Here is a 23,064-nt window from a genome sequence, read left to right as displayed (position 1 = left end):
TCATGAAAATATTCAAATACATCACACTGGCAGCCACGCTGCTACTGGTATCTTCTGCGTTTGCGCAGGACGACATTGATCCTAGAAGAAAACAGGCGATAGATTCACTCGCGTTGGAAAAGGTCAAAGACCTGAGTAAGTACATCAGCATTATAGGGGATAAAAAAACCCAGTATTCTGAAGCGCAGCGAGTCATGGATCGGGCAGAAGAGCTCTTTGCTCCTGATAGTGAAATGGGCGTTTCTTCCTTGTCTAAAGAAGAAATCTCCTACTACAAAGTTCGTCAGTATTTTGAGCGACTGATGGCGCTCAATTATGATAAGGTGAGCATCAAATGGTACGACATCCACTACATCAGTGATTTGGAGCAACAACCAGACGGCACCTTTGTAGGAGTGATCACTATTTATCAGCGATTCGAAGGAACTTCTGATGATGGTATGAGCTATAAGGATACCACCAAGAAGGATATCACAATCTATGTGAAGAAGAAGGAAACACAAATTGCCGGTCGCACCATCGAGTTTTGGGATGTCCTATTGGGAGATGTGCGGGTAACCGAAACCTCTGCATGAGATACGGCCTATTGATTACAGCCCTTGTGATCACTTTCACTTCATCAGTGGCCCAGCGATCGGTCACTGATGAAATGAAAGATACCGAGGATGAGTTGTATGCGTCTACCAAGCAGATCAATCAATTCTTTCACCGCTTCAATGGGGAAGAAGATGAGCGTGGTAATCGCTACTACCCGCAGGATAAGAAATACCGGGATGCCGGACTCAGGAAGAAGTATCTGCCAATTCTTTTTGATACTGAAACCGGATATGTCAAGACCGAAACGGCCAACTCATTTATCAAGGAAGTTCTGGATAAGAAAAACCCTGTGTTTCTTGACTTTCACTCAGGCGACTGGTTTGCCGAAGTGAATACCACTTTCCTCTACAAAGGCAAAGAAGTGAGCGTGTTGCTCTATATGATCCTGCAACAGCAGGGCCAGGGTTATGAATGGGTCATCGATGATCTCTCTTTCGATCCTTATAAGTCATCCTTTAAGAAGGACACCTCAGAGCAAAAAATGTTTATACATCCCATGAGCCATGAATTGGATTTCATGACCCTCAGGAAAGCTTTTAGAAACACCCAAAACCCCGAGCAATATACCTCTCGAAAATGGGAGCCGGATTACCTTACACTTTTCCTTTTTGAGATGAAAGGCGGTGCACTTGAGTTCAAAACCGTGAAAAATGTGAAGTTCCACTTCTTTGAAGTGGATGGCTGGTATTTCGAACTCTCCAATTTTAACAGACCTGGATACAATACTGGCTGGCTGATCTCTAACCTGGTGAAGGTGGGGGCTGCTGAGCAAAAACAAATGAAAGATTACCTCTATGACCAAAACTAGCCTGAAGGCCGTTTTCATATTCCTGACTTTTACCTTACTCTTTGGCACGATCAAAACTTTCGGCCAGGAGAATCAAACCACAGAAACAGACGAAGCCTATCTGTCTGAAGTGAGAGGTTTGGTGTCCTTTTATCAGTATATGCTCAATACCGTGGGATCTTCCAAAACCCCTACAAGAGATAAGGAAGCGATTCTCACCGAGAGTTATAAGAAGATCTTTCTAAACCGGCAGGTGCAGGTGGAGGATGACCTGCTGCCCGACCGCAACGCCATCACCAACAAGGATGTGTCCGGCTACCTCAGGGATGTGGATTTTTTCTTTAAGGACATCTCTTTTTCATTTGAGGATATCCAAATAACAAAGGCCGAACGGGAAAATGGAAAGGCCTATTTTCTGGTAGAGTTCCAAAATACGATTGAGGCGGTTACGCTGGAGGGTAATCCCTTCAAGAATACTTCCAGGCGCTTTCTGGAGGTGAACGTAAATGAAGAGGAATCTGACCTGAAAATTGTCAGTGTATACACCACCAAAATCAGTCGGGAAAAAGAACTGCGAAACTGGTGGGAGAACTTGTCTTATGGTTGGACACGCATCTTCAAGGCCTATGTAGACTTTGATACCATATCGGATGAGGCACTTTTTAAGATAGCCGCCATAGATAGTATCAATTTGTCTGGAAACCAGATGATACAGGACATTCGTCCACTGGCTGCGCTGAGAGCATTGAGGGTATTGGACATCAGCAATACCAAGGTAGATGACCTGGGGCCACTGCGGTATGCCATGAAGCTGGAGAAATTAAGTGCATCGAATACGCGCCTCTCAAATATTGACGTACTTCAGTACTTCGAAAACCTTAAACAGCTTGACCTCTCACAGACCCTCGTTCAAGATATTATGGCTATCGGAGGACTTATCCGTCTGGAAACGCTGAACCTATCAGGTTCTAATGTAATTGTATTCACGCCGCTCAGAAGTCTGACCAGCTTGAAGATGGTTGACTTTTCCAACACGGCTTTTACAGATCCGGAAGTGCTTATTGGTAGTACACAACTCCAAAAAGCCCTGTTATCACGAACTGGTGTGAAGACGTTATCTGTACTCAGCGGCTTCAAAGCTTTGAAAGTGCTGGACTTGTCTGAAACTTATATCAGCAGCCTTGTCGGCCTGGAGAATCACCCCGCACTGGAGCAACTCTCAATTAATCAGACCACTGTCAACACCCTGAGCCCATTGCGAGACTGCTCGAAATTGAAGAAAGTCTATGCGGACTACACAGGAGTATCAGAGTCACAGGCCTCTCAGTTGATGTCTGCCAAACCTGGATTGGTGGTGGTGATCAACAGTGAAAAGGTGATCGAATGGTGGAAAAATCTACCTTTTGATTGGAAAACCGTGCTTACTCAAAGGGTTGGACTTTCAAATCCTAGCAAAGAGGATGTGATCAAATTACTCAATATCGATTCGCTGGATGTGAGCAACCAGCAGCTGGTGTCCTCAAAACCTTTGGAAAAATTCACGAGACTCAGGTGTCTAAACGTCAGTAAGAACCTATTTACTGATCTGCGATTTACAGCAGGAATGTCTGATCTTGAGTTTCTGGTGGGAGAGAAGCTCCCCATAGAGACATTGGCCGGATTGGAGCAAAACAAAAACCTCAAGTACGTCATTGTGAAGGGGAGCCTCATTCAGGACATCAGGTCTATACAATCCCTCAATAAGCTCATACTGGTCGATGTGGACCAATCGAAAATCACTGAAGATCGGGTAAGGGCTTTTTTGAAAGTGAACCCCGAGACTGTCGTTGTTTATCAGTCGGAAGCTTTGCTATCGTGGTGGGAAGAACTTTCTGATCCCTGGAGAAGGGCCTTTGGTTTGAGTAAAACAGACGCTTTTACTTTGCATCAGCTCATCGAGAGCCGCTCTGTCAAAATAGAAAACACTCCAATTTCCTCGCTCAGGCCGCTGGATAGATTTATCAATTTGAAGGAGGTTTCACTCTCCAATACCGGAGTGACTAGTCTGATTGACCTCAATGTTCATGAAGGGATAGAGCAAATCACCTGCAAAAATGGCCCGCTGATGGACCTGGAAGGATTGGCGTCATTACAGTACCTGCGATTGCTGGACATCTCCAATACAGCGGTGGACGACCTGAGGCCGATCAGTGACAACCAGACCCTGATGACCCTGAACTGTTCAGGTACCAATGTCAAGAAATTGAAAGGGCTGGAGGCACTGCGCCAGCTTGAGGTATTAAATATAAGCAACACAAGAGTTTGGCAACTGGACAGGCTTTACGATATTAGCGGTCTGAAATCACTCATTTGCTACAATACCAGAATTCGGTCTCATAAGATTGACGAATTCAAGGGAGTTTTCCCTAACTGTGAGGTGACTTTTTATTAATCAAATACAATCAATACCAAACCAGCGATTATTAGATGAAAAAGGTTCGTAGAGCACTGAAACTTTGTTTATTACTATTTACTGTAATGGCCACTACTCATGTGGGGTACACACAGGAGAGCCTAAAAGATCAGTACGAACAGATCATGCAGAAGTCGTCCACCTACGAGCAATACAAGGTGATCAGACAGACCGAAATTGAGGGTTTTTGGGTAAATATTGCAGATACCCTCAGCAGTAAATCAGATGAAATTTCATCACTTCAATCCAGAATCACAGGCCTTCAGACGAACATAGACTCCCTAAAGTCAGACTTACGTAAAGTGAATGTACGATTGGCTGAAAGCATCAAAACCAACGATGTGATAACCTTTCTTGGTATGGAGATGGAAAAGACCGCCTATCATATTCTGGTTTGGGTGATCATTCTCATTCTTGCCGTGGCAGTGGTACTGGCTTATGGCATGTTTATGAAGAGCAATGCCTCCACCTCCCGAATTAAAAGAGAGTTTGAACAACAGCGAAAAGAGTTTGAAACTCACCGGGATAAATCCAGGGAAACTCAGGTACGACTCAAAAGAGAGCTTCAAACAGCGGTGAATACCATCGAAGAAATGAAACGCGGAGGAGCCCGGAGGTAGCTGTTAAGACATTCACTTCTCATATCCTTTATTGATCCTGTGACCCAACCGAGGATGGGGTCGAGGGTTTGAGTTCAAAGTTCCTCATCCCTGATTAATCAAAGACTCAGTAAGAGTTCCGATGCTGGTTAGGCGGTGATTAGAAGGGTTGTTTGTGCATTCCTTCATTTCTCGCAAAAACAATCAAAACTTCCTGTAAAAATTTAACTTAGTATCTGATATGGAAATACACAATAAAGGAACCAAGCGATTATTTGAGAATCCGATACTGGAGCGTCTCACAAGAACCCATATAGCCCTACCAATCGGCATTTTCATACTTTATGGAATGGGACTACTCTATTGGAGTATTGCGACGGTGCAGCTAGATCCACTGGTTACCACCGGCTTATTTTTTGGCGGATTGCTTTTTTTTACGCTTTTGGAGTATTCGATTCACAGGTTTCTTTTCCACATGAGCACTCATACCAGCGCTCGTAAAAACTTCCAGTATAAATTTCACGGGGTGCATCATGACTACCCGAAAGACAAAGACAGGCTGGCCATGCCACCTATCGTGAGCGTGACGATTTCTACGATTTTACTTTTCCTGTTCAAACTGGTGATAGGGGATCAGGTGTTCGCATTCTTGCCAGGATTTCTGTTTGGGTATGCAGGATATCTTTTCATCCACTACCTGGTGCATGCCTACCGGCCGCCTAAGAATTTTCTGAAGATCTTCTGGGTGCATCATGGGATTCACCATTACCGTCAGGGACACAAAGCTTTTGGGGTTACTTCTCCGCTTTGGGATTTTGTCTTTCGCACAATGCCTTGATCCACTGGGTGTTGCACATCCGAATTGTTAAGTGATTTTAGCTTCAGCATAACCCTGAAACACTACCATCTGTAGCTTAGACTAGGTGTTCAGCCATCGCCAAAATTTACCTAATAGTGATTTAGGTTGTGGCTTTTGTTGGGTGACTTGTTTTGGTTTAGAGGTCGCTTTCTTCTTGTTGGTAGTTTGTTTGGCACTGGCCTTAGACAACTTCTTTTTATAGTGTTCTGCTTTGATGTCTTTGAGTCGCTGTATCTCCCGGGCTTTGGCACGTTCTTCAGCTTCTCGGATACGCTTTTCTTTGGCTCTCTTGTTTCTCAAGCGCTTTTCTTCCAGCTGCTCAGGAGTGAGTCTGGGTCGGCTGTTTCTTTTGCTGTGATGCACCAATCGTACTTTGGGGATAGATTCTTCCTTTTCCTCTTTCTCGATGGGCTCTTCAGGTTCTTCATCCTCTTTGGGGGCTTTAGGTTCAGGTAGGTCGATTTTGCCTACCACCTTAAGCCCTGGCAGCTCTATTTTAGGTGCTTTAATAACTTCTATTTCTTCCTCTGAATCTGGTGTTTCTGATGCTATTGCTTCTTCGCTGGTTGGTTCAGCAGGTTCCACATCGGATGTAGTGGCTATTGGCTCAGTCACTGGGTCATCTTCAAGTTCCTCACTCTGTGGTTCTGGAAGGATGTCACTTTCCGGTTCTGATGATTCGCTTTCGATAGCCTGAATTTCTGCAGGTTCTATGAGTACAACAGGTTCTTCAGGTTTTGGGTCACTGAATTTTTCCATGACCATTTGCTCAGCGGTTTCATCAAGCTTTACATTGGGGTGATCTTTGATTTCAATATTGTTTTCAGCCAAAAAATTAACAATATCTTTAGTGTCCAGGTTGAGTTGTCTGGAGAGCTGACCGAGTCTCATAGGCAAGTGATGTAAACGTTTTGAGTACTAGGCGCAAAAATAAGAAACTACGCCCAATGACTTGGACCTTAGGGGAAAAAGAAACCACGAAAAACCCCTTTAAAGGGAATTTTGTTGGGAAACGAACTTTGTGACGTGTAGGACAACTTCATCAATCAGCTTTTTCCGGGCACTTTTAGCAGTCCACGCCATGTGTGGGGTGATAATGCAGTTGGTAAGCCCGAATAATGGGTGCTGCGCTCCCGGGGGTTCCATCTCCAGCACATCCAGTGCGGCTCCTGCCATGGGATGTGCCATAAGCCAGTTTTTCAGGTCCTCTTCATGGATCAAAGGCCCGCGGGCAGTATTGATCAGGCGAGCATCCGGCTTCATCTTACTCAGGAGCGCTCTATTTACCACACGTTCATTGTCATCGCGAAGGGGGGCGTGTAAACTGATGATGTCTGATCGCTCAAATAACTCAGGCAGGCTCACAAATTCATAATCGGGGTAATAAGCGGGGAGGGTATGACCGCTCACCACGAGAATGTTCATACCAAAGGCCCGGCCAATACTGGCTACCTCCCTACCTATACTTCCGAAACCATAAATGCCAAGGGTTTTTCCACTGAGGCCTGTCACCGGAGAGACGGTGTAGCTAAATCCTTTTCCTGAATCCCATTCACCATTTTGCACACTGTGATGGTGAACAGACACCCGGTTGGTTAATTCCAGAATCAGGGCAAAAGTATGCTGTGCCACGGATGGAGCGCCATATCCCACAACATTCTTCACCAAAACTCCATGCTCTTTTGCCGCTTCCAGGTCCACGTTATTCATTCCTGTGGCGGAGATCACAATCATTTTGAGCTTAGGAAGCTTGTACAGCAGCGCTTTTCTCAATTCCACCTTATTGACAATGAGAATATCGGCTTCCAGGGCCCGATCCATTACCTGTTCGGGGGCAGTTCGTTCATATATAGTGAAGTCACCATGGGGCTTCAAACCATCCCAGATCAAGTCTCCAGGGTTGGCATAGATGCCATCCAAAACCACAATTTTAAATCGCATTGGCAATCTCTTCTTTTCGGAGTTCTTTGCGCAAAATTTTACCAACGGTGGATTTGGGTAACTCTTCCCGGAATTCTATGAACTTAGGCATCTTGTAAGCCACCAGATGGTCCCGGCAGTGCTTCATGATCATATCTTCAGTGAGATTTTTGTCTTTTTTCACAATGAAGGCTTTGACCACTTCACCTGAGTTTTTGTGTGCTACACCGATCACGCCCACTTCTAAAACACCCTCCAGTTGTGCAATCACATCTTCCACTTCATTTGGAAAGACTTTCATACCAGATACATTGATCATCTCTTTCTTTCTGTCCACAATCTTGATGTATCCTTCACTATCGAAAAAACCAATGTCCCCGGTCTTGAACCATTCGCCCTCCATCACAATGTCTGTTTCCGCTTGATTTTGCCAATAACCCATCATTACCTGCGGGCCTCTGACCCAGATCTCGCCAAAATCACCAACCCCTTGGGTTTCTCCTTCATCACTCACTATTTTGATTTCAGTAGAGGGGACAGGCAGTCCAATTGTTCCCAGTTTCTCAGTGCCATCTATGGGATTGCAGGTGAGGAGTGGAGAGGTTTCCGAAAGTCCATAACCTTCCACTATATCATTGCCAGTCAGGTATTTCCATTTATCGGCCACAGCTTTCTGTAGGGCCATACCACCTGCTACCGCCACTTTCAGGTGCTCAAAATTCACACTTTGAAACTCAGGCCTTTGTACCAAGCCATTAAAAAGTGTGTTAACTCCTGTAATGACTGAGAAAGGATGATTTTTAAGTACTTTGATGAAATCGCCCATCTTCCGGGGGTCTGTAATGAGGACACTCTTAGCCCCGATTTTCAGCATGCCAAAACAATTGACCGTAAGGGCAAAAACGTGATAGAGTGGGAGAGCGGTGATGGTCACTTCTTCACCTTCTACCAGTCTGGGGCGCATCCAGGCGGCCACCTGCTCTATATTTGCGATTAGGTTGCGGTGGCTCAAAGCAGCGCCCTTGGCCACCCCGGTAGTACCGCCGGTATATTGAAGGAGTGCCAGGTCTGTGTTTTTGATCTCTGGCTGTACATAGGTGTGTTGTTTGCCTGCCTTGATGACGTCCTGGAAGTCTACCGCTGTAGGTAGATCATAATCAGGGACCATTCGCTTGACTCTTTTGATCATGAAATCTACCAGCGCACCTTTGAGAGTTCCCAGCATATCACCCACTTCGGCGATGATGATGGTTTCAATTGGAGTCTTCGGTAAAATCTCCTCGAGTTTAAAAGCAAATGTATTGAGTAAAATAATGCCTTGAGCACCCGCGTTGGTAAACTGATGCTCCATTTCTGAAGGCTTATACTGAGGGTTGGTGTTGACCACCACCATTCCGGCTTTGAGTATGCCAAACAGTGCAACAGGATATTGGAGCACATTGGGCATTTGCAGCGCCACCCGATCACCCTTCTTGAGGTTTGTCTCGTGCATCAGGTAGTTGGCAAAGGCAGTGCTGAGCACATCCAGATCGTTAAAAGATATCTCCACGCCCATGTTTTCGTAGGCGCTCTTATCCCCGAATTTGGCTACACAATCAGCCAGAAAGGCCACCAGTGAGGGGTAGATGTCGGGATCAATTTCGTGGGGAGTAGCCTCCGGGTACTGGGCCAGCCATGGGTAGTCTTTCATGTTGTCTATTATGAGATAAATGATCTATTTGAGTGCTTCTTTGGCCGCCAGGGCAGCTCCGATGATTCCTGCATGATTTCTTGACTCGGCGGGTACCAATTGGGTATCCAATGTAAAATACTGTTTGTATGAGTCAAAATCCTTACTGACACCACCTCCTAAAATAAACAGGTCTGGCCAAAATAGAAATTCCAGTTTCTTGAAATATTCATTGAGCCTTTCTGCCCATTCCTGCCAGGACAAATCCTCTGACTTCCGAACTGAATTGGCTGCATAGTGTTCCCCAGGCATCCCTTTTACGTGCACAAAACCAAGTTCAGTATTGGGGACCAAATGCTTACCAATGAACAGCGCTGTACCTATACCGGTGCCAGCGGCCACCATGAGCGTGACTCCTTTTTGGTCTTTTCCAGCTCCAAACTTCATTTCAGCCATGCCTGCAGCATCCACATCATTCACCAAATGGGTAGGGCAGCCAGTGGCTTTTTGAATGGCTTTGGCAGCATTCATGCCTATCCAACTTTGATCGATATTGGAGGCCGTGACCACTATATCGTGACGTACTGCCGCCGGAAAGCCGCAACCTATAGGGCCTTGCCAGTCAAATTCCTTTACTAACTCAATGACTGTCTCAATAATGGCAGCTGGGGTTGCAGGGTCGGGTGTGGAAATCCTATGCCTTTCGGTGATCAATTCACCTTTTTTGGTATCTACTATACCTCCCTTGATTCCTGTGCCGCCAATGTCTATTCCTAATATTTTCATCCTGCCTTAAACTTACCAAAATATGAATGAATTGGCAGTGTTTCCTCCTGGCTTGAGTTGGAATAAATCATCTATGCGATATACTCCAAGCAATAGATTATCGCTACATTGTGCCGAAAATAAACACTCATAAAATGTTAAAGAAAATATTAATCTCGCTTGGAGTAGTTGTAGTTCTGCTGGTGGCAGCTTACTTCTATCTGGACAATAGAAACCGAACACTTAGCCCGAGAGGAGCGGCAAACCTTACCAATGGGGAGCTGACTGTTGACATTACTTACAGTAGACCATCAGTCAGGGATCGCCTGATTTTCGGGACGGAAGAGGATGAGGCTTTGCAGCCTTATGGAAAGTACTGGCGACTAGGGGCCAATGAATCCACTGAGGTTACTTTCAGTCAGGATGTCCTTCTGGTGGATCAGCCAGTGAAAAAAGGAACTTATCGCATGTACGCAATCCCCGGCCCTCAATATTTTGAATTGAGATTGAACTCAGAGCTTGGTGAGTGGGGTGCTTTTGAAGCAGATAGCGAGTTAGACATTCTTTCGGTGATGATTCCTGTGCTTCCTTCTGAGCATACGGAGCAGTTTACCATTGCGCTGGAGCCATTGTATGACACAGGCGTTAAGATTGTCTTCAAATGGGACAAGATTAAGATGGAAGTTCCGGTGATTACAGAGTAAAGAGTAAAGAAAAAGGCTGCCGAATGGCAGCCTTTTTTATTTGAAATAGTCCGCTCAGTATCTTAGTAGAGATACTCAAAAGCAGTCACATCATAAGAACCAAACTCACCATCTTCACTTGAACTAAAGCAAGAGAGCATGATTGAGTTGGCATCAAATCCTGTGGGAGTGCCGGGGATGTGGTTGGCACCTACACCTCCATCACCTTCATTTCCTCCTGATCCACAAGACAATGACCTGTTGAAATAGTCAGTGTGTCTCATGCCCAGACAATGACCAATCTCGTGAGTGATCACATGTTCGGTTACATTCGTGCCATAGCTGCTGGTTCCTGAAAGGATTTGCACATACTTGTAAGGATTTCCACCACTAGGAAATCCGGCAGAACCACCGGCTCCACTACCTCCTTTGTAGACCACAATATCCTTGCTACCATAGTTGGTACCATAAGATAGAGTGAACGTCAGGCCGATGTTGAGGGCATTGTAGTTGTCTACTGCCCAGCTCAAGGCTGTCCGCATGGTGTTATCCAATGCTTGTGATCCACCAGTGTAGCCGATAACCGAAATCGTTCTAGGTGAACTCACCAGGTTATTGGTACGGTACTGCTCACCACAAGGACCCTGGTGGAAAAGCTCACTACTCAGCATTGATTCCATTTGTGCTAAAGGAATCATAATGTCCCCCTCCAGCAAGAAGCCCGAAGTGGTTTCTTTAGTGAGCGGGTTAGTGGTGTTGACTTTGCGCATATCACTTACGTCAAATCCAAGTTCCTCGAACTTGGCAGAGATTTCGTCAGAAATCGCATCGTCATTAGGGACTACTTCATCTTGTGTACAAGACGTCACCAACGTGAAAGACGCCAGAAGCACAACAGTGCTCAATAGCGTGAATTTTAATTTAGACATAATGAATTAGGTTTTAGTTATGCATCGAATGTAGAAAAAGAGATTCTATTTGCAGAAGGAATGATTGTATTTATTTTACCTATATATCATTTGATATATAGGATATTTTGTCAGTCTAAGCATATTTATCCAAATATAATTTTGTTTTAACTGACTGTTAAAAATGCAAGATATAGCCTTGAATGAGTGGTTTAGTGTCCATTTCTTAGGCTTTTGGAGTTAAATTTTACCTAATTTGAAATCAATGATTAAGGTACCAGTTTATTTAGTGTTAACCCTTCTTTGTTTTTACGCCGAGGGACAGATTGTGTCCGGTAAATTGCGTCGTGAGAAAAATTCAGAAGAAACGGTCTCAAAAAGTGAAAAACAAGGGCTTTCTGTGTTGGAAGTCACCCTTAGAGGTCAACAAAGAAAGGGCTATTTACGGGACACTTTGAATCAAATTCTTCGGCGAACAGGTCAGAATTCGTACATAATTCGGCAGCAGAAAGAACAAAAAAATAATTTGTATGGCATTAGTGAAGTGGAAGCAAATAATCTTTGGAAACTGCAATCCAGGGACTACCTCACCATGCCAGATGACTGGGTAACCTATGTAATCAAAAGTTCATCAATTGATATACTGCCATTTCTGGAAAATTTCGGAAATGTGGAAATTATAGACCGATCCAGAAAATTATTTACGCTAAAAACCCTGAACAGGCACCTACCCGAAATCGTTCAAAACCGCGAGGTATTGTTCGTCTCCAGGGAGTCTCTAGAGCCAGTTACAGAAAGCCGGGTAATCGACCTCAATCTGAACCCGAATCGGGTAAATAAGTTGCATCACTTTTTCCCGCTGCTCAATGGGAGTGGCACTACGCTGTCCATACAGGAAGACCGCTTTGATCCTACGGATATAGATCTCATAGGCCGCACGCACATTTCTGATAAATCATCCCTGGAAATGAGCCAGCATGCCACTGAAATGGCCACTATAGTGGGCGGAGCAGGTAATTCATTTATCACAGGGAGAGGAGTGAGTCCTGCTGTCCAACTCTCGTCATCCGGGTTCAATAATGTATTGCCACAGTCGGATCTCTATTATCAAGGGCGGGGTATCTCTGTTCAAAATCATTCCTACGGCACCAGTATTGAGAGTTTTTACGGGTTGCAAGCCGAGGCTTTTGATCAGAATGCCGTCAGGAACCCAACCCTGCTGCATGTAATGAGTAGCGGAAATCAGGGGGCGTTGACCCCTCAAGAGGGCCTGTACGCAGGGGGCAATGGGTTCAGTAATATTACCGGAAATTTCAAAATGGCTAAAAACACACTAATAGTGGGTGCTGTAGATACGGTGGGCCACAGGTTGGAGTTTTCCTCCCGTGGCCCAACCTACGACGGACGAATAAAACCAGAAGTAGTATCGTACAGCATGTATGGAAGTTCTAACGCTGCAGCGCTCGTATCAGGTACGGTTTCCTTGCTTCAGGAACAATTCAGTAGTACATATGGATATCAGCCCACATCGGCACTGATCAAAGCCCTTCTGATTAATGGTGCTGATGATTTTGGTGAGGTGGGGCCAGATCACGTTACGGGATTTGGTGGAATCAATGCATGGAAATCCATGCAATCTCTCCTTTCAGGGAATTTTGTCTCGTCGAGTGTCACCCGAGATGAGGTTAGTACCTTTGAACTTTTCATTCCTGAAAAGGCAACCAATCTTAAGATTACACTGGTTTGGATAGATCCGCCCGCTCATCCGGGAGATGCTATCGCACTGATTAACGACCTTGACCTGATATTAATCGATCCCGAGGGAGCCATCTACCGACCCTGGGTTCTCAATACCGCTCCTGATAGTTTGGCGCTGAGTCTCCCTGCAGTCAGAGGTGCTGATCACCTGAATAACATTGAACAAATTTCACTAGACACCCCCCAGGCAGGGACTTATACGCTAAATATTAACGGAGAGGGGCTTCTAATCCCTTCACAATCCTTTGAAGTGGTTTATGACTGGGATACCCTGAATACTTTCGAATGGGATTATCCAACAGGAAGTGATAATTTTCCCTACAATGGAGAAACCACTACCTATTTTAGATGGCAAAGTACTTTCGGAAGTAAAACAGGCACATTGGAATATCAGATGGTGGGGCAAAGTGAATGGCAGATGATTGAAGAGGACCTAACACTCGAAAATGGCCATTTTCGATGGAGCTCTTTACCTGATGATCTGACGGGTATGGCCAGGGCACGAATGTCAATAGATGAAGCGCAATACGAAACGGAGGTGTTCACGATTTCCAGACGACTCAATGCTTCCGTTGGATTTAACTGTGGGGACTCGTTGATGCTTCAATGGCCCATGCAGGATCTGGCTACACAATATCGGGTTTCTACTTTGGGTGAGACACACCTTGAACTACTCTCTGTGGTAACAGATACCTTTCTCCTCCTAAATGGGGAGAATCTTACTAGTAATCACTTTTCGATTCAGCCAGTCAGCAGCACTGGTGACACGTACCTTCCAAGCTACACCTTTGATTATACCATCCAGGGGGCAGGGTGTTTCCTGAGTTCCTTTTTTCAGGAAGTGGTACTGGAAGAAGGCATTTACCTAAACCTGACCCTGAGCACTACTTATGGAGTGGAGAAAATTGTATTTGAGAGAAGAGTGGGAGACAATTTTGAAAGGGTAGGTGAGCTGGTTCATCCAGAATCCACCATCATCAGACTACTGGACTCGCAACCCAGGCAAGGTCACAATGAGCACCGGGTTACATTGCATTTTCAAAATGGACAATCGCTTAGCCAAACCGCAAGCAACACTTACTATCTGACTGAAAAGCCGATTCTTATCTTTCCAAATCCTCTGAGCAACACCTCTTTTCTCAATGTTTATACCCGAGCGTTTGATTCAGCACCTCCGGTCTTCCATCTTTATGACCGTGGTGGAGCTCTAATCCTCAAACATACTCTATTGACTAGTCAGGAATCTGTACCTATTATTGGAGTGCGAAGTGGTTTGTATTTTTACAGGATAGAAGCTGGCAATCAGTCATTTAATGGTAAGTTGATCATTCAATAGATGCGAATTCTGAAAATATCCCGAGGTGCTCCCAACGACCAGTTAAGGGCATTGCTCAATGAAAACATCATTGGCACTCCGGGTGAAAGCCTGGTATATCAGCAGCGCATGGTCAATCCTAAGCTGGATCACATCAGCAACCCCGTTTTTCTGACTGTGGAGTTGGGTGACAGAGTAGTGGGAGCCTGCTGTTTGGTAGGCAGAACCGTTTCCAATTCAGGGCAGGATTCACCCGCCCACTACATCAGGTACCTTACTTTCCAAAGCAGATTCAGAGCTCCCTCTAACGCATTGCAACGCCTTGAGAAAAAGTCAATTCTTAAAGATGAAATTGCCGAGGTGCTCTCCGGAAAAGGACTTGAAATTCCGGAAGGTCATCTTTTCTATGCTTATGTAGATCCGGATAATCTTCGCTCGAAAAGACTTATTACCTCCTTTGGGTTTGAGGAAGTTGGAAGGTTTCGCACCGTATTTTTTAGCCGCCTGTTTCCCAAGAGGCATCCGAAAATAGCACCTGTCAAGGAGAATGAATTGGAGGATATAAAGAGACAGTTGCAGACAACTTACGGTGATCATTGCCTATTCACTACCGAGAATATAGGATTTCAGGATGGCTATTTAGGATACTATGAAAATGGAGAGTTGGTGGCCGGGCTCCAGGCCAATCAGGAAGCATGGCGGGTTTATGAAATACCCGGTGGAAAACTGCTCCTTGATCTGGTATCCAGAATCCCTTTGATCAATCGATTATTTAGTAAAAACTTCCGATTTTTATCAATAGAAGGTGTTTTTTGCCCAGAGGGCAGAGAGGGGCTCATTGAAGTTTTGCTGGAAGATGCGCTTGCCCGTTCCGAAAGGAGTACCGCCATTATTTGTCTCGACCCTGAGTCAGACTTATATAGGAAGTTCAAGCAACTCGATCAGGGGCTTATCAGGAGACTCACCACAGAAAAGGAAATGGCCGTGATGGCCAAGGGAGCTGATGTGGGGCATTTGAAACAACATCCGGTTTACATTTCCGGGTTTGACAATATGTAACCATTACATCACAAGCGTGTAAAGACCGGCCGCCAGTGTGGCGCCTACTAACGGGCCTACTATTGGGATCCAGGCATATGGCCAGTTGCTGTCTCGCTTTGCGCGAATGGGTGCCAGCGCATGAAAAATTCTTGGGCCAAGGTCACGTGCAGGGTTGATGGCATATCCCGTGGTACCACCCAATGACAGACCAATACCCACCACCAGCAACGCTACCGGCAGGGCATTTAAGGATCCGAGTCCTTCACCCGACGATAGGTAAAACACAGCAAAAACAAGTGTGAAAGTTCCAACGGTCTCTGAAATGAAATTGTTAAGCGTGGATTTGATGGCTGGTCCAGTACAGAAAATCCCAAGCTTGGTGTTTTGATCCGCTGTGTCGGAAAAGTGTGGGCGGTATTGCAAATAGGTGACCCATGCTCCGGCGAATGCCCCCAGGAGCTGTGCCATCAAATAGACCGGTACTGCTGACCAGGAAAAGCGACCCACCAGAGCCAATCCAAGGGTCACTGCAGGGTTGATGTGTGCGCCACTGGAAGATCCGGCAATAAATACGGCCACGAACACCGCCAGACCCCAGCCCATTGAGATTACGATCCATCCTGAGCTGTTACCATAGGTTTTATTCAGCGATACGTTGGCGTTAACGCCATTACCAAGAAGCAAGAGGATAAAAGTGCCTACAAATTCGGCGACTATTGGGTTCATATGGGTTAATGATGATTCGGCTAACAAATTAATGGAAAAAACGATTATACCAACCGCAATTTGAATCGATGCTAGTGATGAGTTGCTCGGGATTAATTTTTGATCCTTATCCAGCGTTAAAGAGGCGGTGATTGTTCTCCTTTTGGAATTTCAATTAAATTTCCGTCACCAAATCAAACACCCCAAACCAAAAATGGAAGCATACGTCAGGCGAACAGACCTTAAAGATGGAATTACCGAAATAGAATTTTTTCATCCACAGCATAACGCCCTGCCTGGCGTGCTGCTGTCTGAGCTGGCGGAGGCCATTCACTCTTGCGGGAAAGAAGATCAGGTAGAAGTCATTATTTTGAAAAGTGGGGGAGACCGCACCTTTTGTGCCGGAGCCAGTTTCGATGAGCTGGTTCAGATTGACCACCTTGAAGCAGGAACGGTTTTCTTTTCTGGGTTCGCCAATGTGATCAACGCGTGTCGGAAGTGCCCAAAGCTGATCATTGGCAGGGTACAGGGCAAAGCGGTAGGAGGTGGAGTAGGACTGGCGGCAGCGGTGGATTATTGCCTGGCTACAGATCATGCGGCTATCAGGTTAAGTGAAATTACGATCGGCATTGGTCCTTTTGTGATAGGGCCGGCGGTAGAGCGAAAAATCGGACTGGCAGCTTTTTCTCAACTTTCCATTAACGCCACAGAGTTTCAGTCAGCCCAGTGGGCCAAAGAAAAGGGGCTGTATGCAGAGGTTTATGCGGATGCAGAGCAACTTGACCAGGGGGTCATGAAAATAGCAGCATCACTCGCTGCGACAAGCCCTGAAGCAAGAGCTGCGTTGAAAAAAATGTTTTGGGAAGGATGTGAGCACTGGGACAGCCTCCTGGCCGAACGAGCGACCATGAGTGGGCAGCTGGTGCTTTCAGAGTTTACCAAAAAGGCACTGAACAAACACCGTTAAACTACCCTCGCTTGAATGCCAGAAAAGTTTCTGTGGAGTTTTGTGGGTCAAAATAATAGCCCTCGTAATCAAATGCTTTAAGGTCTTCGACCTGACTGATTTTGTTTTTAATCATGTATCGGGCCATCAGACCCCTTGCTTTTTTGGCAAAGAAGGAGATGATCTTATACTCTCCATTTTTAAAGTCTTTAAAATCCACATCAATTACCTGCGCTTTCAGAGCCTTCCTGTCTACAGATTTGAAGTACTCCACTGATGCCAGGTTTACCAATATTTTGTCACCCTGCTTTCTCAGGTCCTTGTTGAGGGTTTTGGAAATGGTATCACCCCAGAACTCATAGAGATTTTTATGGCCGTTTACAGGAAGTTGCGTGCCCATTTCTAACCGGTACGGCTGAATGCCATCCAATGGTCGCAGGAGACCATAGAGCCCTGATAATATTCGCAAGTGGTCCTGAGCAAAAGCGGTTTCTTCCTCTGTGAAATCATCCGCATCTAATCCCACATACACATCTCCTCTGAAGGCAAAAAGACTCTGTTTCGAGTTTTTTGGGGTATGTCTGGACGAAAACTTTTGAAAGCGCTTCACATTGAGCTCTGCCAGCTGGTCGCTGATACTCATCATGTCTTGCAGGTCCTGTCCGCTTTTGTCTTTCAGCGTTTCCAGTAGCACTTTTGACCTGTCAAACAACCGTGCTTTACTTTTTTCAAGGCTTATTTCGGTTTCAAAGTCCAATGTTTTGGCAGGTGAGAGTACAGCAATCATAAGTTCTTTTTGATCAATAAATCCCCTAGCAGGGCGAAATGTTTAGAATGGCAAATATAAAAATGAAGCGTATCCAAACGACCATACACCCTAGAGTTTTTATTAGCTTTAAGCTCTCCTTAAAAGTGAAGATTTGTCTGGAAAATTATATTCTATAATCGATGTTGAAACTACTGGTGGAACCACACATTCTTCCAGGGTTACGGATATTTCCATTTTCGTGACCGATGGGATAGAAGTCCTTGACGAATTTTCGAGCCTTATCAATCCCGAAATGTTTATCCCGGGCTTCATTACTCAACTTACCGGCATTGATAATGAGATGGTATCGGGCGCTCCTACATTTTCGGAAGTGGCCCAGCAGGTGTTAGATATTACTGCTGGAACCACCTTTGTTGCGCATAATGTCAATTTCGATTTTGGAATGATCAGCTCTGAATTCAGGCGATTGGGCTATGCATATGAGTTGCCAAAGTTATGTACGGTCCGACTTGCCCGCCAATTCATTCCTGGACACCGGAGTTACGGTCTGGGAAAGATCTGTGAGGACCTGGGGATACCCATTCATGGGCGTCACAGAGCCCGTGGGGATGCAGAGGCCACCGTTGAGCTGTTCAAAATCATCATGCAAGCTTCTGGTGGAGACCTGAATTTGGCCAGTGAAAAATGGGTGAAGTCACTTCCTCAGCAGCTCAAAAGAGAGCAGGTAGACCGTTTGCCGGAAGGAGCGGGGGTATACTATTTATACGATGATCAAGGGGTTCCCATTTTCATTGGCAGTGCCGGCAATCTTTTCAAAAAGGTCAAGACCTTTCTGGTGAGTAAAGCCAGGAAAGCAATGGAGATCAAGTCGCAGTTGGCCGACATTGATTTTGAAAGCACCGGGAGTGAGTTGATAGCCCGACTCAAAGTGATGTCCGCGATTCAGGAGCATCAGCCGGTATTTAACCATGTCCCCAACCGCAAGTCAGCTTATTCGGTGAGGATGAGCACAGACCTCTTTGGGTACAGCCACCTGGAAGTATCACCACTTACATCTCGCACCGACAATGGGCTGATTTTCAATACGAGAAGGGAAGGAGAGGCCTATCTCGAAAAACTATGTAAACAATATGAGCTGTGCCCTCAATTATGTGGACTGAAACCAGGCCAGCGATGCGCAGAACAAATGTGTCTGGGTGCATGTCGGCAACTGGAGCCAGCCGAAAGTCACAATGCCCGGATTCGTCAGGCCCTTTCAGAAAGGAGCTTTAGCAAGAGCGATTTTGTGATCATTGAAAAGGGGATGACACCAAATGAGCAGGCATTTGTGATGATCGAAGACCATGAATACATAGGCTATGGAGTAGTGAATCAGGAGCTGCATGCCGTGAGCACGTTGGATGACTTTAGGAATTACCTCAACTCTGATACTGCCAGTCAGGAGAAAATAGCGATCATACAGACGTATTTGAGTAAGAACAAACCCCGGGTAATTTCGACAACTTGAAAGAATCCTAATCTTTCATAAGGCACCTGCTACTCCACCCGAAACGTTTCCAACTCCGATTTGAAGTGAACCAATAGTTGTACTGACTGATCGTTTCGGAGGTTTTCATGGTTGACTTCCAGTGCCAACCGACTGATGCCGGTGATCTGAGCAATTTCCTCCAGGCGATTGGCACCATTCTGCAGTGCATCCAAAAAATCCAATACGTTCCGTATCCCTGCTTTTTGAAGAAGCTCAAATTCGTGCTGAAATTCAACCACCAACTTGGCCTGAGCGGTCCAATCCAAAAGCATTTGTACCGGAAAGGGCGTTTTGATGATTAGAATTAGGAAATTGAAATAAGCAAGATTCTGAACATTATCGATCCCAACTTCTGCTAGCCTTTGCTTATGAAGAGCGCTGATTCCCTCCACCACCTCCACGGGCCGGTTTTTGAATTCATCTTCCACTTTAGGGAAGAATTTCACCTTGCTTAATAGCAGCCGCATACCTCGTTCTGGAAACAAACCCACCAAAAAGGAGATGGCGAGAATATGGTTGCCTTCTGACAATCCAATGTCTTTACTTAAAAACGCCAGCATTAATGAAATCAGTGCAGCATTGACCATGCGAATACCCACAGAAAAGAAGTTGCCCGGGGTAAGGTCAATGGTGGAAAATCGTCGGTAAATGTATTGAGAGGCTCCTATAAAGCTTCCCATGATAGAAAAAGCAACCACGGCAAGATTGCGCTTTTCTATGGAATAGACACTCGCTGTTTCCCAAAAGGCGCTGCCAGAGAATATGACACTTCGGTAACCGTCAGGATTGTCAGCACCCGGCAGACCATAAATAACCCAGGAAGCTAGTAATATCACCATTCCCACAAAGGTGATAAACGTCACAAAAGTGACTGGCAAGAAATAATCTCGAGAAGTAAACTCTCTGGCCATGTGCTCTTTTACTGCTCCGGGCTGGTTTTTGAGTAAATTTACGCGATCAAGGAGCAACTCCAGCTCCTGCTGTTTGCGGGTAAGTCGATACCTAAAGAAAGAATAAGTAAGGATAGGGAAGTAGCTGCTGAGTACCAGCACAGTTACAATTTCAAGAATTCTGCCTGTCTCCATTCGGGATTAAATTTTAGACGACGGAATCTAGAGAAAAAGTAACAAAAGAGAGTGTATGCGCGGATTGAAATGAACCCATTTCCTTTGTGATTCCAACTAAATAATTGAATAACCCAACTTATGCCAAGGTCATCGCTATTAGTTGATCATTCCATAGGTAATCAGTCTTCCTTCCAGTGTGTTGGGTGAGTTCGCGTAAGAAGTAGTCATCTTCACCATTCCAATTTTATAAGCAAAGAGGTTGTCATTATATCGAGTGGAATAGGGGTAATTCTTATTCTGGGGTACATATTTACCCTGAAAGTTCAGACATTCAAATGTTCCGGCAGGTACTGTGACTTCCAGGGGGGCTTTTTCCAGGTAATAAAAAGTGGTAAAGAGAGGAGAATCGCTGGGGCCTATTACTCCATGGTGAGTTGTGCTGTCCAGAGTAAAATAAAGAAAGCGGTCTGGATAAGTATATACCGATTGAGCTGAATCAAAGAGGATAACATCGAAATCAAGACCCAGCCGCTGACCTGTGAGCTCGATAGCAGTATGACCATCTACTTTTACACTCCCAGTGACCAAGAGGGTGTCTCTGGAGTAAAATGCGCTGTTTCCTTCCGGATCAATTTCATACCAGTCATATACCCAAAAATTGCCCACTTCCATATGAGTGTAGTTAGAGGCTAATTCCTGATCCGCTTCCAGGGTAGGCGAAACAGTATCATGGGTGCATGCCGCGATCAGAATACAAAACAGGGAAAGAGTTAGGAGGGATTTCATGTTGATGCTTTTTTCCTTAACGGTGAAAGGCATGTCATATTATGACAGAACCGGTGAAAAAGCGCTCAACTCCTTGGCGATTTAAACTAAATAATTGAATAACCCAACTTATACGCTGGTTCTGGCTACCTTTGTGCCTCATTTAACACAATATTTTTGAATAATTTCAGCAAACTAGGACTTTCAGCATCAATTATTGAAGTCCTTGATCAACTTGGGTTTGAGAACCCAACACCTATCCAGGAAAAAGCCATTCCGATGCTCCTTACCCAAAACCCAACCGATTTTATCGGATTGGCACAGACAGGTACGGGTAAAACTGCAGCTTTCGGTTTACCATTGATCGACCTGATCGATGAAAACAATAAAGCCACACAAGCATTGATCATGGCGCCTACCAGAGAGCTGGGCCAGCAAACTGGTAAGCAACTCATGGATTTTTCCAGAAATAACAAAGCCATCAACATAGAGGTGGTGTATGGAGGAGCTGCTATCATGAATCAGATAAAAGCACTCAGAAAACCAACTCAGATCGTCGTAGCCACACCTGGCCGCCTGATCGATTTGATTAAACGTAAAGCCGTCAACCTTGACAGTGTCAGGTATGTGGTGCTGGACGAAGCTGACGAGATGCTCAATATGGGCTTCAAGGAAGATATAGACACTATTTTATCTCATACACTTGACGAAAGGGTCACCTGGCTGTTTTCAGCTACCATGCCTGCCGAGATCCGACGTATTGTTAAGAAATACATGGATAGTCCACTGGAAGTTTCAGTGAATAGTGAAGAGAAAAGTAACAAGGACATCACTCATCAGTATGTGACCACCAAAACAGGTAATAAAATACCTGCATTGCGACGTTTTCTGGACATGCAGCCTGAAATGAGGGGAATCATGTTTTGCAGAACCAAGCGAGAAACACAGGAAATTGCCGATGACCTGAGTGCCATAGGATATGGTGTGGAAGCGCTTCATGGCGATTTGTCTCAGGCGCAGCGAGATGCGGTGATGAAGCGATTCAAAACCCGCTCGATGCAGCTACTCATCGCTACGGATGTAGCGGCCAGAGGGATTGATGTCAATGACCTGACTCATGTGCTTCATCACACCCTGCCGGACCAGCTGGAAAGCTATACGCACCGAAGTGGGCGTACCGGTAGAGCTGGGAAGAAGGGTATTTCCTTAGCTTTTATCAATCCAAGAGAGGGCAGGAGAATAGAAGAGCTTGAAAGGAAGATCAAAGTTAAATTTGAGCGAATCGAAGTGCCCACACTTGAAGCACTTAAGTCCAATAGAATTCACAACTGGGCCAATTTCATTATCAACACCAAAGTAGATGATCAGGCAGAAGCCATCCTGCAGGACATGCAAGGTCGCTTTGCAGACCTGAGTAAAGAAGATCTCCTGAAGCGTTTGATTACCACCCAGCTGGATCACATTATGAGCCAGAGTGGTGATAGCAACAACCTCAATGAATCCGCAGGCGGACCTCCTGACCAGCGTGATAAGAGCAAGTTCCACCGTTATTTTGTGAATATTGGGAGTATCGATGGTATGACCAATGCAGATATTATTCACTTTTTGTCTGATGTATCCGGGGTGGATAGGAAGTACTTCGGTGAGTTGTCGTTGCAGAAAAACTGTGCCTACTTCGACGTGGACAGTGGACATGATAAGGGAATGAATCTGAAGTTTGAAGGTGTGGAGATTGAAGGTCGAAGCATTCGTGTCAATAGGGATGATGATGGTGGCCTGAGGTCCAAACGACCATCCGGGCCCAAGAAGAGTTACGGATCGGGTGGTGGAGGTGGCGGACGCCGTTCTGCCAGACCAAAGAAGGATTTCGGAAGAAGATCAAGCAGAAGAAGATAAAAGTCTATGGCGAAAAGGCGTTCCCGGCAAGAAGT

Annotated in this window: 20 protein-coding genes; 11 read left to right on the top strand and 9 right to left on the bottom strand. The window is 45.4% G+C overall.

All coding sequences use genetic code 11. The features are described from left to right. Positions 1-2 precede the first annotated feature (2 nt). From GV030_RS03720 to GV030_RS03700, 5 genes are all read left to right on the top strand, one after another. Entirely contained in the window at positions 3-575 is a 573-nt protein-coding gene (locus GV030_RS03720; protein ID WP_370519051.1) for a hypothetical protein, read from the top strand. Continuing rightward, positions 572-1,405: a hypothetical protein gene (locus tag GV030_RS03715; RefSeq protein WP_159579933.1), complete on the top strand. Its 834-nt coding sequence runs from the start codon at positions 572-574 to the stop codon at positions 1,403-1,405. Before GV030_RS03720 ends, GV030_RS03715 begins: the two co-directional genes overlap by 4 nt. Beyond that, positions 1,392-3,815 (top strand): leucine-rich repeat domain-containing protein, encoded by a 2,424-nt coding sequence (locus tag GV030_RS03710; protein ID WP_159579931.1) that lies wholly within the window; start codon positions 1,392-1,394, stop codon positions 3,813-3,815. The genes GV030_RS03715 and GV030_RS03710 overlap by 14 nt, the downstream gene beginning before the upstream one ends. 35 nt (positions 3,816-3,850) lie before the next feature. Then, a complete protein-coding gene (locus tag GV030_RS03705) occupies positions 3,851-4,456 on the top strand; it encodes a hypothetical protein (protein ID WP_159579929.1) in 606 nt (201 codons plus the stop codon). 220 nt (positions 4,457-4,676) lie between these two features. Further along, complete coding sequence (locus tag GV030_RS03700; RefSeq protein ID WP_159579927.1) at positions 4,677-5,273, top strand: sterol desaturase family protein; 597 nt, start codon at positions 4,677-4,679, stop codon at positions 5,271-5,273. Between the two features lie 81 nt (positions 5,274-5,354). On the opposite strand, the gene GV030_RS03695 is transcribed toward GV030_RS03700, so the two are convergent. The 4 genes from GV030_RS03695 to ppgK all read right to left on the bottom strand — a co-directional run bounded on the left by GV030_RS03695 (position 5,355) and on the right by ppgK (position 9,669). Then, complete coding sequence (locus GV030_RS03695; RefSeq protein WP_221413281.1) at positions 5,355-6,185, bottom strand: hypothetical protein; 831 nt, start codon at positions 6,183-6,185, stop codon at positions 5,355-5,357. A gap of 99 nt (positions 6,186-6,284) precedes the next feature. Further along, positions 6,285-7,235 (bottom strand): D-2-hydroxyacid dehydrogenase, encoded by a 951-nt coding sequence (locus GV030_RS03690; protein WP_159579923.1) that lies wholly within the window; start codon positions 7,233-7,235, stop codon positions 6,285-6,287. Next, complete coding sequence (locus GV030_RS03685) at positions 7,225-8,904, bottom strand: AMP-binding protein (protein ID WP_159579921.1); 1,680 nt, start codon at positions 8,902-8,904, stop codon at positions 7,225-7,227. Before GV030_RS03685 ends, GV030_RS03690 begins: the two co-directional genes overlap by 11 nt. Positions 8,905-8,928: 24 nt before the next feature. Next, positions 8,929-9,669, bottom strand: coding sequence for a polyphosphate--glucose phosphotransferase (gene ppgK, locus GV030_RS03680; RefSeq protein ID WP_159579919.1), 741 nt, complete (start codon positions 9,667-9,669; stop codon positions 8,929-8,931). A 134-nt stretch (positions 9,670-9,803) separates the two neighbouring features. Here ppgK and GV030_RS03675 point away from each other — a divergent pair, with 134 nt between their 5' ends. Next, positions 9,804-10,352, top strand: a complete 549-nt coding sequence (locus GV030_RS03675) for a DUF2911 domain-containing protein (protein WP_159579917.1) — start codon at positions 9,804-9,806, stop codon at positions 10,350-10,352. A 62-nt stretch (positions 10,353-10,414) separates the two neighbouring features. On the opposite strand, the gene GV030_RS03670 is transcribed toward GV030_RS03675, so the two are convergent. Then, positions 10,415-11,260, bottom strand: a complete 846-nt coding sequence (locus tag GV030_RS03670) for a M57 family metalloprotease (protein ID WP_159579915.1) — start codon at positions 11,258-11,260, stop codon at positions 10,415-10,417. A gap of 505 nt (positions 11,261-11,765) precedes the next feature. Between GV030_RS03670 and GV030_RS03665 the strand changes: the two genes are divergently transcribed. Further along, entirely contained in the window at positions 11,766-14,333 is a 2,568-nt protein-coding gene (locus GV030_RS03665) for a S8 family peptidase (protein WP_159579913.1), read from the top strand. After that, entirely contained in the window at positions 14,334-15,371 is a 1,038-nt protein-coding gene (locus GV030_RS03660; RefSeq protein ID WP_159579911.1) for a GNAT family N-acetyltransferase, read from the top strand. A gap of 3 nt (positions 15,372-15,374) precedes the next feature. Here the strand turns inward: GV030_RS03660 and GV030_RS03655 are convergent, their stop codons facing one another. Beyond that, entirely contained in the window at positions 15,375-16,079 is a 705-nt protein-coding gene (locus tag GV030_RS03655) for an MIP/aquaporin family protein (RefSeq protein WP_159579909.1), read from the bottom strand. Positions 16,080-16,272: 193 nt separating this feature from the next. Between GV030_RS03655 and GV030_RS03650 the strand changes: the two genes are divergently transcribed. Continuing rightward, on the top strand, positions 16,273-17,025 hold the full coding sequence (locus GV030_RS03650; protein WP_159579907.1) for an enoyl-CoA hydratase/isomerase family protein: 753 nt from the start codon (positions 16,273-16,275) through the stop codon (positions 17,023-17,025). Position 17,026: 1 nt separating this feature from the next. On the opposite strand, the gene yaaA is transcribed toward GV030_RS03650, so the two are convergent. Beyond that, positions 17,027-17,791, bottom strand: coding sequence for a peroxide stress protein YaaA (gene yaaA / locus GV030_RS03645; protein WP_159579905.1), 765 nt, complete (start codon positions 17,789-17,791; stop codon positions 17,027-17,029). A gap of 133 nt (positions 17,792-17,924) precedes the next feature. Between yaaA and GV030_RS03640 the strand changes: the two genes are divergently transcribed. Next, a complete protein-coding gene (locus GV030_RS03640) occupies positions 17,925-19,280 on the top strand; it encodes an exonuclease domain-containing protein (RefSeq protein WP_159579903.1) in 1,356 nt (451 codons plus the stop codon). Positions 19,281-19,309: 29 nt separating this feature from the next. On the opposite strand, the gene GV030_RS03635 is transcribed toward GV030_RS03640, so the two are convergent. Then, positions 19,310-20,386 carry a hypothetical protein gene (locus tag GV030_RS03635; RefSeq protein ID WP_159579901.1) on the bottom strand — a complete coding sequence of 359 codons (1,077 nt, stop codon included), beginning with the start codon at positions 20,384-20,386 and terminating at the stop codon, positions 19,310-19,312. A gap of 138 nt (positions 20,387-20,524) precedes the next feature. Continuing rightward, positions 20,525-21,154, bottom strand: coding sequence for a hypothetical protein (locus tag GV030_RS03630; protein ID WP_159579899.1), 630 nt, complete (start codon positions 21,152-21,154; stop codon positions 20,525-20,527). Positions 21,155-21,310: 156 nt separating this feature from the next. Between GV030_RS03630 and GV030_RS03625 the strand changes: the two genes are divergently transcribed. Then, complete coding sequence (locus GV030_RS03625) at positions 21,311-23,029, top strand: DEAD/DEAH box helicase (protein ID WP_221413280.1); 1,719 nt, start codon at positions 21,311-21,313, stop codon at positions 23,027-23,029. The last annotated feature ends 35 nt before the right edge of the window (positions 23,030-23,064 follow it).

The sequence above is a fragment of the Marinoscillum sp. 108 genome, assembly GCF_902506655.1.
Lineage (GTDB): Bacteria > Bacteroidota > Bacteroidia > Cytophagales > Cyclobacteriaceae > Marinoscillum > Marinoscillum luteum.
The sequence above is the reverse complement of the archived record's forward strand: the minus strand, read 5'-3'. Positions and strand labels throughout refer to the sequence as shown.